Source organism: Thermosediminibacter oceani DSM 16646 (genome assembly GCF_000144645.1).
Lineage (GTDB): Bacteria > Bacillota > Thermosediminibacteria > Thermosediminibacterales > Thermosediminibacteraceae > Thermosediminibacter > Thermosediminibacter oceani.
Genome location: NC_014377.1, coordinates 1,405,718 through 1,421,454 on the forward strand (window position 1 = coordinate 1,405,718; position 15,737 = coordinate 1,421,454).

12 protein-coding genes and 1 pseudogene are annotated in these 15,737 nt (G+C 42.2%); 2 read left to right on the forward strand and 11 right to left on the reverse strand.

Annotation, left to right across the window (positions count from 1 at the left end):
- Positions 1 to 15: 15 nt before the first annotated feature.
- Positions 16 to 663: a fructose-6-phosphate aldolase gene (fsa, locus tag TOCE_RS07245; protein WP_013276224.1), complete on the reverse strand. Its 648-nt coding sequence runs from the start codon at positions 661 to 663 to the stop codon at positions 16 to 18.
- 173 nt (positions 664 to 836) lie between these two features.
- Here fsa and TOCE_RS07250 point away from each other — a divergent pair, with 173 nt between their 5' ends.
- Positions 837 to 1,778 (forward strand): L-lactate dehydrogenase, encoded by a 942-nt coding sequence (locus TOCE_RS07250; RefSeq protein WP_013276225.1) that lies wholly within the window; start codon positions 837 to 839, stop codon positions 1,776 to 1,778.
- Between the two features lie 63 nt (positions 1,779 to 1,841).
- On the opposite strand, the gene TOCE_RS07255 is transcribed toward TOCE_RS07250, so the two are convergent.
- The 10 genes and pseudogenes from TOCE_RS07255 to TOCE_RS07300 form a co-directional block, all read right to left on the reverse strand.
- Positions 1,842 to 2,873 carry a zinc-binding dehydrogenase gene (locus TOCE_RS07255; protein ID WP_013276226.1) on the reverse strand — a complete coding sequence of 344 codons (1,032 nt, stop codon included), beginning with the start codon at positions 2,871 to 2,873 and terminating at the stop codon, positions 1,842 to 1,844.
- Between the two features lie 18 nt (positions 2,874 to 2,891).
- On the reverse strand, positions 2,892 to 3,929 hold the full coding sequence (locus tag TOCE_RS07260; RefSeq protein WP_013276227.1) for a galactitol-1-phosphate 5-dehydrogenase: 1,038 nt from the start codon (positions 3,927 to 3,929) through the stop codon (positions 2,892 to 2,894).
- 162 nt (positions 3,930 to 4,091) lie between these two features.
- Positions 4,092 to 5,432 (reverse strand): PTS galactitol transporter subunit IIC, encoded by a 1,341-nt coding sequence (locus TOCE_RS07265; protein WP_013276228.1) that lies wholly within the window; start codon positions 5,430 to 5,432, stop codon positions 4,092 to 4,094.
- Positions 5,433 to 5,443: 11 nt separating this feature from the next.
- Positions 5,444 to 5,706: pseudogene (locus TOCE_RS12825) on the reverse strand (PTS sugar transporter subunit IIB).
- 56 nt (positions 5,707 to 5,762) lie between these two features.
- The gene (locus TOCE_RS07275; RefSeq protein ID WP_013276229.1) at positions 5,763 to 6,236 is read right to left on the reverse strand and encodes a PTS sugar transporter subunit IIA; all 474 of its coding nucleotides are present in this window, start codon (positions 6,234 to 6,236) and stop codon (positions 5,763 to 5,765) included.
- Positions 6,237 to 6,318: 82 nt separating this feature from the next.
- Entirely contained in the window at positions 6,319 to 9,279 is a 2,961-nt protein-coding gene (locus tag TOCE_RS07280) for a sigma 54-interacting transcriptional regulator (RefSeq protein ID WP_013276230.1), read from the reverse strand.
- A 167-nt stretch (positions 9,280 to 9,446) separates the two neighbouring features.
- A complete protein-coding gene (gene uvrC / locus TOCE_RS07285) occupies positions 9,447 to 11,267 on the reverse strand; it encodes an excinuclease ABC subunit UvrC (protein WP_013276231.1) in 1,821 nt (606 codons plus the stop codon).
- A gap of 42 nt (positions 11,268 to 11,309) precedes the next feature.
- Positions 11,310 to 11,684: an ArsR/SmtB family transcription factor gene (locus TOCE_RS07290; RefSeq protein WP_013276232.1), complete on the reverse strand. Its 375-nt coding sequence runs from the start codon at positions 11,682 to 11,684 to the stop codon at positions 11,310 to 11,312.
- 86 nt (positions 11,685 to 11,770) lie between these two features.
- A complete protein-coding gene (gene mobB / locus TOCE_RS07295; protein ID WP_013276233.1) occupies positions 11,771 to 12,340 on the reverse strand; it encodes a molybdopterin-guanine dinucleotide biosynthesis protein B in 570 nt (189 codons plus the stop codon).
- Positions 12,341 to 12,491: 151 nt separating this feature from the next.
- Complete coding sequence (locus tag TOCE_RS07300) at positions 12,492 to 13,880, reverse strand: alanine/glycine:cation symporter family protein (RefSeq protein ID WP_013276234.1); 1,389 nt, start codon at positions 13,878 to 13,880, stop codon at positions 12,492 to 12,494.
- 284 nt (positions 13,881 to 14,164) lie between these two features.
- On the opposite strand from TOCE_RS07300, the gene TOCE_RS07305 reads away from it, so the two are divergent.
- Positions 14,165 to 15,712, forward strand: coding sequence for a sigma 54-interacting transcriptional regulator (locus tag TOCE_RS07305; RefSeq protein WP_013276235.1), 1,548 nt, complete (start codon positions 14,165 to 14,167; stop codon positions 15,710 to 15,712).
- Positions 15,713 to 15,737: the final 25 nt, after the last annotated feature.

Consider the following 15,737-nt stretch of genomic DNA (forward strand, 5'->3'; position numbering starts at 1 on the left):
TTCTTTTAAACCTTACTATTTTTTCGGTACCTTTTTCCAATCCTCGAGGAACCTCTGCACCCCGATATCGGTCATGGGGTGCTTCACCATCTGTTCCAGGACTTTATAGGGCACTGTGGCAATATCCGCTCCCGCTTTTGCAGCGTTAACCACATCCATAGGCGTTCTGATACTGGCGGCAATAATTTTAGTTTTTATATCGTGAAGAGTAAAAATATCAACTATGTCCGAGATAAGAGCAATTCCATCCTGACTTATATCGGTAAACCTTCCGATAAAGGGGCTCACATATGTTGCACCAGCCTGAGCCGCCAAAAGGGCCTGACTCGGAGAAAATACCAGAGTAACGTTGGTTTTAATGCCTTTATTGCTTAATTCTTTTACCGCCTTTAAACCTTCCCAAATCATTGGAATTTTGATTACTATATTTGGGTGCCAGGAAGCTATCTCTATAGCTTCTTTTATCATTCCTTGGGCATCAAGGCTAACAACTTCTGCACTTATCGGCCCATCCACGATTTTTGTTATTTCTAAAATAGTTTCTTTAAAATCCCTTCCCTCTTTTGCAATTAGGGTGGGGTTGGTTGTAACACCTGAGATAACTCCTAAAGCCGCGGCTTCTCGAATTTCAGTCACGTTGGCCGTGTCCAGGAACAACTTCATACTTCATACCTCCGTAAGCTTTTATTCGGCACTATTATATTTCACTCGCAGGGGCCAGTCAATACGGGGTTCTGCCGTTGTTTTAACGCTCATGGGAGAAAACCCTTTCATATTAATAATTTACCATGATTTCGGAAAAATTAAGTCTAGGATCTGACGAAAGGGGGATAACTATGAAAATAGGTATTATTGGAACGGGATACGTGGGTTCAACCACCGCTTTTGCCCTCATGCTACAGGGAATTGTATCGGAAATGGTACTGATAGACGTAAACAGGGATAAGGCCGAAGGCGAAGCCCTAGACCTCATTCACTCCATGTCCTTTGTGAACCCTATAGAGATTTACGCCGGTGACTACCGCGATCTTAAAGATGCCAGTGTAGTCATAATCTCGGCAGGGCCGAGCATTTCAAAGGGTGAAACCAGACTCGACCTCGCCAGTAAGAATTATAAAGTATTCAGGAAAATAGTGCCCAAGATTGTAGAAAACAACGAAAACTGCATACTGCTGGTGGTCACGAACCCGGTGGACGTCCTCTCCTACGTCACTTTAAAACTCTCGGGCTTTCCGGAAAACAGGGTCATAGGATCCGGAACAGTCCTTGACAGTTCGAGATTCAGAGCTGCGTTGAGCAAGAAACTTAACGTCGATGCTCGCAACATCCATGCCTATATAATAGGTGAACACGGGGATTCCCAGGTCGCCGCCTGGAGCCTAACCAACATCATGGGAATAAAATTCGACGAGTTCTGCGCGACTTATATAAAAAACTTTGATCCAGCCATTAAACAGGAAATAGAGCGTGAAGTAAAATATTCGGCTTATAAAGTTATAGAAAAAAAAGGTGCAACGAGCTTTGCCGTTGCCTTGGCGATTGCAAAAATAGTAAAAAGCATTTTACGGGATGAAAATTCGATACTCACGGTCTCGACGTACGTGCGGAGCCTGTACGAAATTGAGGACGTCTTTCTAAGCCTCCCGTGTGTGGTCAACAGAAACGGAGTTGACAAAGTGCTTCTACCACCTCTTTTACCTGCAGAGAAAGGAGCTTTACGGAATTCAGCTGAAGTTATAAAGAGCTATATTGACCAATTGATGTCATCAAAGGTTTAATTATTACCATTCTCTGCCATTGCTCTAAGGCATTTTCACCGCTATTATTCGGTGAGTTATTTTTTAAGGTTTCAAAACAGCTTTAAGCCCTTCACCCTTCATTACCTTTTCAAAAGCCTCAGACCAATCCTCAAGATCATAAATGTCGCTAATTATTGCTTTTGCATTTACTTTTCCAGTTTCCAGCAAATATAAAGCCAATTTCCAGGAGCTTGGCTTTTGACTCCGGGAACCAATGTAACATATTTCTTTTTGGACTATTTTCTCAAGATCTACCTCATTGTATGCTTTCGCAAATATTCCAACCTGTACTATTGTACCTTTTTTTCTAACCAGTGAAATTCCTGAATTCAAGGCTTTAACAGACCCGGAACATTCAAATACCTTATCCACACCGTACCCGTTAGTAAGAGTGCTCACTATTTCTTCTAAGTTTTCTTTTTCTATATCTACAGTCTTGTCAATGCCTAATTCACGAGCTACTTTGAATCTATCTTCATCCTTAGTAAGTCCAGCTAGAATTACATATCCTCCCCTTGCTTTAACTATTTGAGCAGTTAATAAACCAATAGGCCCTGGTCCAAATATCAAAACCACATCGCCTAATTCAACATTTGTCTTTTCTAAAACAGCATGGACAGCACAAGCCAGCGCTTCCGTAATTGAAGCCGACAACAAATCAACATTATCCGGTAGAACGTGAATACTTTCTTTCCTTGCTACAACATATTCAGCAAAACTTCCATTTACCTGCGTACCTATGCCCTTCCTGTCAGGGCACAGATTATAATCTACGCTTTTACAGTAATCGCATTCTCCGCAAATGTAAAATGTAGTCTCACTAGTCACTTTATCTCCAACTTTAATCCCTTTCACGTTTTTCCCAACTTCAACAACTACACCTGAAAATTCATGTCCTAAGACTACCGGCGGTCTTAGATTTTTATATTCTCCTTTGTATGAATGAATATCGGAACCACAAATACCCGAATACGCTACTTTTATTTTTACCTGATCATCATTAATGGTTGGTTCATCAATTTCTACCAATTCCATATTTCCGTATCCATTTTCTTTCTTTAATAGAGCCTTCATTGATAATACCTCCATTACTTAAGGAATAATAATAATTTTGTTGTATTCTTCCCTTTTATTTGCGATCATATCGAAGGCTTCTTTTATTTTACTTAACTCAAATCGATGGGTAATCATTGATTCTAAGTTAATGGACTTATTTTTTAAATAACTAATGCTTTTATACCATTCTTGCCCCGGAAATGGCGCTGAATAAGAATTCCAAAACCCTTTGAGAGTGAGTTCTTTTCTAAAAATGCTCTCAAAAGCCTTTTCCGACAAGTGAATATCAGAATATGCAATACCAAGGTAAGCTATTTTACCTTTTTTTCTGGTGATTAACAAACATTGTTCTTGAGTTATTGTTGAGCCGGCACATTCAAAAGCAATATCTACGCCCTTATTAGACGTTAATTTTAAAATTTCCTCTACCGGGTCTTTTTCTTTTGCATTGATGCAAGTTGTAGCACCAAGCATTTTCGCTTCGGCAAGTTTTTTATCGGAAATATCAACAGCAATAATATCTCCCACACCGCAAATTTTTAACCACAGCAAAACAAGCTGCCCTAGTATTCCACTTCCCATTATAGCAACTGTATCACCAAGAGTAGGTCTAATACCCAAAACTCCATGTAATGCTACTGCCAACGGTTCTATCATGGCTGCAATTTCAAAATCAATGTCTCCAATATTCAGCACGTTAGATGAAGGTACTTTTACGTATTCTGCAAAACCGCCGTACAAATTGGCACCAAGCATATCATAGTCATCACACAATGAAAAATTTCCTCTCAAACAATTATCGCATTTACCACATGGAATAAAAGGAACGACTGCTACTCTATCTCCAATTTCTATATTTTTAACTTTTGGTCCCTTTTCTACTATGACACCTGAAATTTCGTGACCTGGAATGGCAGGCAAATTGTACTTCCACTTTTTTAATATTCTTGGTGGATCTGATCCGCAAACACCGCAAGCCTTAACCTCAACAATTACATCATCTTCCCCGTATTCGGGATCAGGAAAATCCACATATCTAATATCGTTAACACCAAATAAAACACCGGCTTTCATCAGACCAATACTCCTTCCAAAGAAGAATTTTTATTCATGAACCTTTTTCCATCCTCAAGAAAATATAGGCACCTCCTGAACTCAAATTTAAATTGAGTATCAGGAGGTACCGCTTAACATTTTATTGTATTGTCAAATTATATTTACATCTAATTATTAGCCTTACCTTTCTACGGCCTTTTTATTTCTATTAAATAATAATACTAAAACAACTATTGCACCAAATATTGCCCAACCCCATGGCAGTTCAAAGATTTTAATAATGAGCCAGTTCAGTAAGTTACCGCCTTCATCTAAACTTGATATTAAAGATGTTCCTTCTGGAATTGCAAATTTAGCTTGCTGCGCCATCATTGTGTGAAGAGGCGCTAAGTCAGTAGCCATATACAAAGCCGTAGCCATTAATACTGTACCAGTAAGGACGGAATGGATTATATTTCCGTTAGTAGACCCAACTATAAATGCTATATAAAACACTATTGTTGCAAGGTCACCAAAAGGCAGCACTTTATTCCCCGGAAGAATTACTGCTAAAAATACGGTAATAGGAATGAGTATTAAAGCTGTCGCTATTACAGAAGGATGTCCTACTACAACTGCAGCATCCAAGCCTATATAAAGATCGCTGGCATTTTTAAATCTCTTCTGCAAAAATTCTCTTACTGATTCGGAAAACGGTATAAGGCCTTCCATCAAAATTCTAACCATTCTTGGCATGAGAAGCATAACGGCTGCCATTGATATTCCGATTTGAGTTATTTTAGCAAAATCATAACCAGCTAAAATACCTAACGCTAATCCCAGTATCAATCCCATCATCATCGGCTCGCCAAATATACCAAACCTTTTTTGAATTGTTTCTGGATCAGCTTTTATATCTTTTAACCCGGGAATTCTACCAATGAGTTTTCCTAGCGGTATTCCGAGCACAGCATAAGCGACTGTAGAACCCGTAGGCAATGAAATACCCTCTAACTTAAAGAAGTTCTGAACCATTGGGGCTGTCCAGTCGGCTATTTTCAAAACTATAACTTCACGGATAATGGCAGCAACAAGTGCAAGGGCCACATTTCCACCCGTAATGACATATACAAAAGCTGCCGTTGCTGCAAAATGCCAATAATTCCAGATATCGATATCCATGGTTTTTGTCGTCCGCGTAACTAACATTATCAAGTTTACAATTAAAGCTAAAGGTATTATGAAAGCTGCTACTGGAGAAGCCCAGCTTATAGCGGCAGCTGCAGGCCACCCCACATCTATTACCTGTAACTGCAACCCAAATCTATCTACCATTGCTTGCGCTGCTGGTCCTAAATTGTTTACAAGAAGACCTATTACAAGGTTTATACCTACAAAACCAATACCTATAGTAATACCCGATCTGAATGCTTTGCTGAAACCTTGTCCAAAAAACAAACCTATTATTGTTAGTGCTAACGGAAGCATTACACTTGGGCCAAGGTTTAAAATATATTGGACAATGTTTAGCAAATTATCCATTTTGTTCCCTCCTAATCTTTTAGATTTTTCAAAATTTCATTGTCGATATTTTCAGTCCCTATCCCGGTTAAATACCCCATCGCATTGACCACGGGGATAGAATAAGTTTTTGGTAATATTGAAGTTGTAACTAATAAATCGGCTTCATTCTCCTTTGAAGCCACCTCTGACATCTTGCATTGTATAACATCTGCATTAATCCCATTTTCCTCAATAATTTTTTTACTCTTTCCGCTACTACAGTAGATGTAGCAATACCTGTGCCACAAGCCACTAAAACAACCTTTCTTCCGCTTTTTTATCCATGTTGTTATTCCTCCTTTTTCCTATTTAATCTTCTTTTAGCGTATGATTTTTTATAATTTTTATTACCTCATCACCACCTTCTACGTTCAGAATGCGTTTCAAAAAGTCTTCATTTTGAATCAGGTTTACTAATTGCTGGAGCATCTCAACCTGACTGTGTGGTGAATTTAAGGCCAACATAAAAACTATATTAACCGGTACATCTTCTTGAGGATTGGCCATATTTTGAAATATCACCGGTTTGGCAAGGGTAGCCAAGGCGATTGCCGGCTTTAATACATGTTCCGCATCAGTATGCGGTATAGCCACGTTATAATTACCAAGGAGTAGACCTGTGGGAAAGGTTTTTTCTCTATTAATAATTGCATCTAAGAAAGTTTCCTTAACATAACCATTTTCGAGCAATTTTTCGAATAAAATTTTAAATACTTCTTCTTGAGTTTTTACTTCTAAATTTGTAACTACCAATTCTTTACGAATAAGGTCCGATATTTTCACTGCATGGAACCTCCTCTTAGTTAACGGTCAATAATTTCTTTTGCAAAAACCATGCCATTATTTTGCCATGTTTTGTGGCGTATTAATTCCTATTAAAACTCAGTATATATTCTAAAAGCACTTTTTTAACGATACCGACATCCTTTAACGACTTAACTTTATCTATAAAATTAACATCTTGGAGTACCTTATATAACCTCCTAAAAATCTCTACCGAATTTTCTTTTAATGCCAACATAACCACAATTTCTGCCTCATCTTCATGCGTCCACTTTATGGGGTTTTTTAGTATCGCTAGGGCTATAGCGGATTTTAACACATTTTCTGGGGTTCCATGAGGGATGGCTACCTTATTTTTCAAAAGGGTAGGCCCCATAAGTTCTCTACGATAAACATCTAACAAGTACCTTTCATTGACGAAATTATTCTTTATTAACAGATTTCCCAGCTGATCGAGAACATCATTTTTCATTTGAAAATCGCCATTAATAACAATTAAATCTTCATGGAAAAGATCTGTAAAAGGTAAAATTCCAGAAAGTTTATTATCAAAGGTTTTAACTTTTTCGGTTACCCCCATGATTTGTCTTATCGTGTTAAAGGCTTCACCACTTACTAATTCTTCTAGCGAAATAAAAGGTATATCTTCATCCTCAGGATTTACAGTACCAACTATTGCTGCCACCTTTTTTTCCATCTTTATTTTCTTTACCTGCAATTTTATATCTTCATCCATCATAGCACCAATAGGAATTATTTCAGCTTTATCAAAAATATCCGGTGCCACTTCTTTAATAAGCTCTTTTAATTTAATCGCTGCTCCTTTTCCAGTTATACAAACAGTTAAAATAACCCACTCTTTGTCATTATCTTGACGTATCTCATTAAACGCAAATCTACCTATTTCTAATTCGTCTTTTTGAATGTTTTCTACAATATCATCTAAATTAGTATCAGGCAAAATTGCTCTCCTAACGGCCTCAAGAACCATTACGGTATCAACCCGCCATACGGTCCGCGTTGGTATTCCGGTTTTTTGGGTGATTATTTCCCCAAAAGTCATAAGAGAACCCATATCCACTAAAAGTAACACACCTTTGCCCTCATCAATATTTTTAACAACTTCCATAGTTTTATTAAGAGCCGACTCGGGTTTTTCATCCAAACCCATCTCTATGCCTACTGCGTGATCAACCCCCAGGAGACGGTTGGCAACTTCCACCATACCCTTAGCTACATGTCCGTGAGTTAGCACTACCACCCCGACTCTCCCCGTTTTTAAATCAATAGGGCGAGTAGCAGTCCGAAGATACATGGCTACGAAAGCCACCTCATCTTCAGGTATCTTATATCCCGTAGCCAACTCGACTACATTCAGCATTTCCTTTGCGAGCCTGTATTCTAGCGTATATTCATTCTTAACCTTTTCAAGCTGGGGGTTGATTATGGGTTTGCCCTGCCGGATGCGGTCCAGTGTCGCGCTCAGGTGTATGGCTAGACAGTAAAAAAGGTGGTTGTCCACCTTGCCCAGCTTTCTTTCGGCAACCCTCATCATCTGCTCTGCCAGATTGACGACATGGGAACCTACGATGCCCTCTAAGTCCTTTTTGTCCAGCATTTTTTGCTTCGTCTCAAATTGTTTAACCAATTGTTGGAATTTTACCTCGAGTTCCCCTCCTATAACCCTGTTTATAACATCCTGGCTCAAGCCCTGATTCTGAAGTTCCTGGTATTTCTCTTCGATGTACCTGTATATCTCCTCGGGCAAAATATACAGGTCTTCCTTCGGTAAAAAAGTAATGCCGGATTCGCCGGGGTTTACCATTAGATCCCCTTTAAGGATCGTTTCAATTTCCGGGATCCGATTCTGAACCTTCAACATTCCCCTCCTGGCGTGTACCGGCAGGTCTATCAGATCCACTTCAATAAAATCTTGCTGATTTCCTATATACGACAAAAACCCTCTTGCACACGCTACCTGTATATCGCTCCTGAGCTGACCTATGTTTCCCGGGCAATCATACATCAGCAGAGCCCTCAGGGCTTCCTGTTTGATTTTTATTTTTACTCCTATCCGGTCCGACTCTTTCCTGAAAAAATCCTTTATTATCTCGTATCTTTCGGATATGGGTCTGGCCGAAAGAGGAGGTAGTTCGATTATCATCGGTATCCTGCGCCTGAAAGTCAAAAGCAAGGAAGACTCGATATCTTCCGTCGTAGCGGCTATAATCATGACGTTGGCCGAGCGATAAGCTTCCGTCTCGCCAAGGCGCCTGAACTTCCCCTTATCTATGAGGTAGAACAGTATTTCCTGCCCTTCCGGAGGAAGACGGTGTACTTCGTCCAGGAATAGTATCCCGCCGTTGGCTTTTTCCACCAGTCCATCCTTCGATGAATCCGCACCGGTATATGCCCCTTTTACGTGACCAAAGAGCTGGGACAGGAGAAGCTGCGGATTTTCGGCGTAGTCAGCGCAATTAAATACCACAAAGGGAGCGTTAGGAGGAAGTTTCCCGGTCTCGATGGCAAATTGGTACATAGCTTCCGCCAGTATGCTCTTTCCAACGCCCGTAGGCCCCAGAATCATTGTGTGAAGGCCGTGGGGAGGATAAAGCACGGCGGCTTTGGCCTGCTGGATCTGGGGCTTTAAACTTCCATCGTAACCGATGATTCTCTCGAAAGCGGTTGAACTTTCGGAGCCGGCTTTATATTTTTTTTCAGGCGTTTCCTGTAGTTGTTTTTGAGGTCTTGCGGACAATTCCTTGCGTAGCTGGGAAATTATAAACCTGGACACGTTAAAGCCGCGTTTCTGAATGAGTCTTGTAAGCTCCCTGTCTGATACATTGGGGTTTTTCACCATCTCTTCTTCCATAGCCTTCATCAGGTAAGGTTTGCGCCTTTCGCGAGAATCGGGGATGTTAAGCTCTCCTCTCAGAATTGTGACTTCGTCACGCCTTGCCCCCAGCATACCGGCCAGCTGTTCGTCGGTATAAGGGTTTTTCTTGTCTTCGTTTTTGATGAGCTCCATCAGACGTTCTTTCATATCCGAACACCTCTCGCCAGTTTCACATTTTATGCAATAACTGTACCATTTCCATTCTGATACGGAATTCCGGTACCATCTTTCCACAAAACATGCCGCTTATTCAACATAGTTGTAAAAAAGCCTGACAGCAGCGTCAGGCTCTTAGCTCCGATATATATTCCTTGTTATTTATGAAAATACTCGTATACGGCCACAGCCGCTTTTTTATTCATCCCGGGCACCTTCGATAGCTCCTCCGGGGTCGCCTTTTTTATAGCCTCCAGGCTACCGAAGGCTTTTAGCAGAGCTTTTCTTCGCGCTTCCCCTATGCCGGGTATATCTTCGAGGACGGATTTCAGGTTCCTCCTGGTGCGCAGTTTTCTGTGATAAGTGACAGCAAAGCGGTGAGCTTCGTCTCTTACCCTCTGAAGCAGGTAGAGAGCCTGTGAATCTCGGGGCAGAATTAAAGGCTCGTCCCTTCCTTCGATAAATATATGCTCAAACTCTTTCGCGAGGCCTATAGTCGGAATATAATCCAGGTTCAATTCCCTTAAGGCCTCCCGGGCGTATCTCAATTGACCCTTACCACCGTCTATAACGAGCAGGTCGGGAAAATCTCTGAACTTTTCGTCGCCTTCAAGCCCTCTTTTGAACCTCCTGTAAACGGCCTCTTTCATACTTTCAAAGTCATTAGGGCCCTCTACCGTCTTAATCCTGAACTTCCTGTAGTCCTCCTTTTTCGGTATGCCTTCTTCGAAGACCACCATAGAGGCCACTGACTCGGACCCTTGTGTATTCGAAATGTCAAAGGCTTCTATACGCCGAGGAATATCTTCTAAGCCAAGGCTTATTTTCAATTCTTCCATCGCTTTTTGGTTTCTGATCCTTTCCCTCTCTTCGGCGCTTTCCCTCTGTTCCAGATAGGCCCTGGCATTTTCCGCCACCATTTCGGCGAGCTGCTTTTTCTCTCCCCGCTTGGGTATTGTTATCTTCACTTTTGAGCCTTTTTTCCCGGACAGCCAACTTTCGATGGTATCCCTGTCATCTATTTCTTCTTCTAAGATGATTTCCTTTGGTATAAAGGAGGCGGTATCGTAAAACTGTTTGATGAAAGACGTCAGTATTTCCTTTCTTTCTGCACCGTCGGTGTTTTTTAAAATAAAGGGCTCCCGTTCTGTAAGCTTTCCTTCCCGCACAAAAAACACCATCACGCAGGCTGTATCAAAGCCGCGGGCCATTGCTATGACGTCCTGGTCGACCATGTCTGTGGACACAATCTTTTGTTTTTCCAGCAGTTTTTGCAGGGCTTGAATCTGGTTCCGATAAACCGCCGCTGTTTCGAAATCGAGGGACTGGGCGGCCTGTTCCATTTTTTCCCTCAGGTGGTTGAGAAGCGCTTCCTGCCTACCCTCTAGAAACATCACAACGTTTTTAATTAATTCACCATATTCTTCTTTTTGCAGATTTCCCTGACAGGGGGCAAGGCAGCGGTTTATGTGGTAATTGAGGCAGGGCCGCTCTTTTAACGGAACCCGGCTTAAATCCTTTTTACAGCTCCTCACCGGAAAAATTTTTCTCAAAACGTCTATTGCTTCCCTCATAGCACCCGCGTTTACGTAAGGTCCAAAATACCTCGCCCCGTCTTTTTTTATTTTACGCACGACCTCAATTCTTGGGAAAGGTTCGTTTAAAGTGATCTTGATGTAAGGATACTGCTTGTCATCCTTTAAAAGGATGTTGTACTTTGGTTTGTAAAATTTTATGAGGTTGCATTCCAGGATAAGCGCTTCCACTTCGGAGTCGGTAACGATATACTCTATGTCGTCAATGTGGGAAACCATTGAACTCACTTTGGGAGGGAGGCTATCCCCTGCCTTGAAATAAGATCGAACCCGGTTTTTCAATGAAACGGCTTTTCCCACGTATATGACTTTCCCGTTTTTATCCTTCATTATATAGACTCCGGGTTTTTCGGGAAATGATTCTATTCTTTCGGGATTGAACATAAAAAATCCCTCCGCTTTTATTATACCATAAGCGAGAGGGTATCACCGCTGCTTTCTCGTATGGTTGACGTGTTCGAAGCCTTCTTTAATGATTTGAATTACGTGATCGTCATCCAGCGAATAATACACCTGTTTCCCGTCCCGCCGGAATTTAACAAGGTGCGCCACCCGGAGAACCCGGAGGTGATGGGAGACGTTGGATACGGTCATCCCCAGTATTGCCGCAATATCGCATACGCAAAGTTCTTCCTTTGAAAGTAGATACACGATTTTAGCTCTGGTTTCATCAGCCAGTACTTTAAACAGTTCCGCCAAATCCCCCATATCGGGTACGGTCCCCATCAGGGTTCTTACCTTTTCTTCGTCGATACAAAATACATCGCATAAATCCGCGCTTGAATTTTTCCTTTCATTCATCGGCTTTCACCTGTTAATAATTTCTTTTTGCTAATTATAACTTATTTTCGGCAATTTGTCACCCGTTTAAATTTTTGCCTATGAGCTCACACTCGGGAACCTCCCCGGATGAGGATATCCAACAATTTGTTATCATAAAAACCGATAACGGGTATCTCCCCACGATCTTTCAGCCGGATTCTGATATTTCCCCTTTCGCTTTCTTCTACAACGCTTCCGTAGAGATGTTTTCTTAAAAAATCCAGCACTCCTGCATCCTCTATTGCCAGTGCCAGAACTTTATCATTGTCAAGCAATGCTATGTGATCTCGCGATATTCGCTTTCCGAAAACGACAATCTGAGGGATATCCTCTCCCTTATACCCCTCGACCAGGACTACGTCCATACTTTTTAGTTGGTCTAAAATCTCGAAAAGAGATCTCTCACGATCGCATCGCTCTACCTTGAGCAATTCTTTACCCGACGATGCGATTACGGTATCGGCCCCTGCGTCGAAAAATCTGCCCGTATCCTTTTCCCCCGAATCAAAACCATGCGGAGTATGTTTTATAACTCCAACTTTAATTCCTCGCTTTTTTAATTCCCTTACAGCCCACGCTATCAGTGTGGTTTTACCGCTGTCGGAAAAACCTACAAATCCCACAACGCTGGACAACAGCACCACCCGCGATATAAATAATGAGATAGTGTATAGAAGCATTATACTTAAATAATTCTAAAAAAACAATACCCGCCCTAGTCCCCTCTCTTATTGAGAGAGATTTCAGGGCGGGAAAATAATATCCTTCGGCTATGTTAAGATCGAACTACGCGCCCTCTTTCTCGAAAAACTCCCTGGTTAATTTAAAGATTGTTCCGCTCAAACCTAAAAGGCCTATGAGGTTCGGTACTGCCATAAGGCCGTTTAAAGTATCCGCCAGGTGCCACAGTTCCTCGAGTCCACCGATTGCACCTATTACCACAAAAGGTATAAATATGATTCTGTAAATAATCTTTGCGCCTACGCCGAAGAGGTACTCGATACACTTTTCCCCGTAATAGGACCAGCTGAGCAGAGTTGAGTACGCGAAAAGCAGTATACCTATGGCTACTATAATCCCGCCCACTCCCGGGAGCCCCTGGTTAAATGCAGCGGTGGTCAACGCAGCGCCGGTAAGCTGCTTGCCAGTAGCATCCACCTGGGTCCATACACCGGTGGTAAGTATTGTAAAGGAGGTTAGCGAGCATATAACGATAGTATCCATGAAAACCTCGAAAATCCCCCACAAACCCTGGCGGACTGGATGGTCGGTGGTGGCCGCAGCATGGGCTATGGGTGCGCTGCCCAAACCGGCTTCGTTGGAAAAAACACCTCTGGCCACACCGTATTTCATCGCCATCATAACTGTAGATCCGGCGAATCCGCCGATGGCAGCCGATCCTGTGAAGGCTTGACTTATAATCATAGCGATGGCGGAAGGCAGTCGCGATATATTCAATAGAAGTATTATGACAGATCCAACTATATAAAATGCGGCCATAAAGGGCACCAGTTTTTCAGTAACCGTAGCCAGCCTCTTTAAACCTCCGAGGATTACAAGGGCGGTCATCATTGCAAGAGCTATACCGGTATATAACTTCGGGATCCCGAAAGTCGCATCAAGGGAAGCAGCTACCGAATTGGCCTGAACCATATTGCCTATACCGAAGGCAGCTATTGCACCGAACAGGGCAAAAAGCACCGCTAGCACCTTGATTTTTAGCCCCTTCTCCAGATAATACATAGGCCCACCGGCAAAACTTCCGTCAGGTTTTCTCTCCCTGAAATGAACCGCTAGTACGACTTCACCGAATTTGGTTGCCATGCCCACAAAAGCGGAGACGAGCATCCAGAAAACAGCTCCCGGTCCGCCAGTTGCAATGGCCGTAGCAACACCCGCTATATTGCCGGTTCCAACCGTCGCCGCTAGAGCCGTTGCCAGAGCCTGAAAGGGGGTTACTTCTCCTTCTCCCCTCTGCTGTTTTTCAAACATTTTAAACAACGTATTTTTCATTACATAAGAGAATTTTCTAAGCTGTATGAATCCCAGGCCTATGGTAAGGATAAGGCCCGTTCCAACGATCAGAATAAGCATAGGTGGACCCCATACTATGCCATTGACAATACCATTGATTTCTAATAACTTGTCTAAAATTTGTGTTAATTTTTCTGACATACGACTCCTCCTAAACAGTCATATTAATTTCTTATTATATTCGAAATTTAACCCCATATCCCTCCTTTCAAAATGTATTTATAATTTCCGATTATTCTATCACTATTATATTACAAAAACTATTTTTTAACCAAATACTGCAAAGGGCTAAATTTTAAAGTAATCAATATTATCATTATGTAGTGGAAACTTTTTATTCCACGGTTTCCACTTTTAAAAGGTTTTTTTACTTTGACAGAGAATAATAAATATAATGATAAAACGCTTATTCCGGAGGGTTTGCTGTGAAAAAATTCAGGTACAGGATACGATTCAACGATCGGGTGGGGATGGTAAGGGATATTTCGGAAATCGTGGCAAAAGGAGGAGCGAATATATCGTCTCTCGCGGTAAAACAGGGCGAAATTTACCTTCAGATAGAATCCATGCCTGAAGACAAGCTCCATTCTATACTCAGGGATATTTCGAGCATCCCGGACGTCTACGAGTTAACTCCCGTGGAATGGATGCCCCATGAACTTGCAGAGCAGCACTTGAGAACGGTAATAAATTCAGTCCACGAAGGTATACTTTCTATAAACAGGAATTTTATCATATCCACATGCAATGTCCGCGCCATGCAGATCCTCAAGTTCGATCAGCTGCCGATAGGAAAAGCCCTTTACGATGTAATGGATTTGCCGAAGGATATTTTGGAGCGAATTGAAAAAGGCAAACCCGTGGAACAGAAAGAAGTCATTATCAGGACGTCCAAGGGACCTTCTCGTTTTATGATCAACTCAAAACCGATTTTCGACGATCGGGGAGAAACGGCGGGGGCAGTAATAACTTTGATGAAGATGTCGGAAATAAGGCGGCTCGCCCACTCCCTGACGCGACCAGTAATGGTTACCTTTGATGATATCATTTATAAAAGTAAAAAAATAAAAGAAATAGTGGATATGGCAAAGACTGTAGCGGCCGGGGATTCCACGGTCCTTTTGAGGGGCGAAAGCGGCACCGGTAAGGAACTTTTTGCGAGGGCGATTCACATGGAGAGCCCCCGGAGGGACTGCCCCTTTGTCGCCGTAAACTGCGCCGCAATCCCCGATACGCTGCTGGAAAGTGAGCTGTTCGGCTACGCCGACGGCACGTTTACGGGAGCCAGGCGCGGAGGACGACCCGGTCTTTTTGAATTTGCCCATCACGGCACCATCTTCCTCGACGAAATAGCAGAACTCCCGCCCCATATACAGGCAAAGCTGCTCAGAGTATTGCAGGAAGGAAACGTCCGCCGGCTCGGTGAAATGGAAGAGATAAGGGTAGACGTTAGGATTATAGCCGCCACCAACCGTCCCCTCGAAGAAATGGTAGTTAGAGGAGATTTTAGAGAGGACCTTTTTTACCGCCTAAATGTCATACCAATTTACCTGCCTCCTTTAAGAGATCACAAGGAAGACATACCCGTACTTGTGGATTACTTCATAAAAAAATTCAACCAGAAGTTCAGCAAATCGGTTCAGGGTATTTCTCCTGATGCTCTTGAACTTCTTCTCAACTACCACTGGCCGGGCAATATCAGGGAACTGGAAAACGTCATGGAAAGGGCTATGAACCTTTGCAAAGACCACATTATAAAAGTCAAAGATATTATCATAAATACGCCTTCGATCCTGGTTTCACCCGGAGAAAAATATTTTCATTTAAAGGAAATTGTCCAGGAAACGGAAAAAGAGGCACTGCTTAGGGCTCTAGCCCAGGGAGGCAGTGCGAGAAAAGCGGCAAAGATTCTGGGAGTGTCCCATACTACGGTCATCAAAAAATTAAAAAAATATGGTCTTACTCCTGACTGATTCCATAGTGGAACTTTATGTTTCC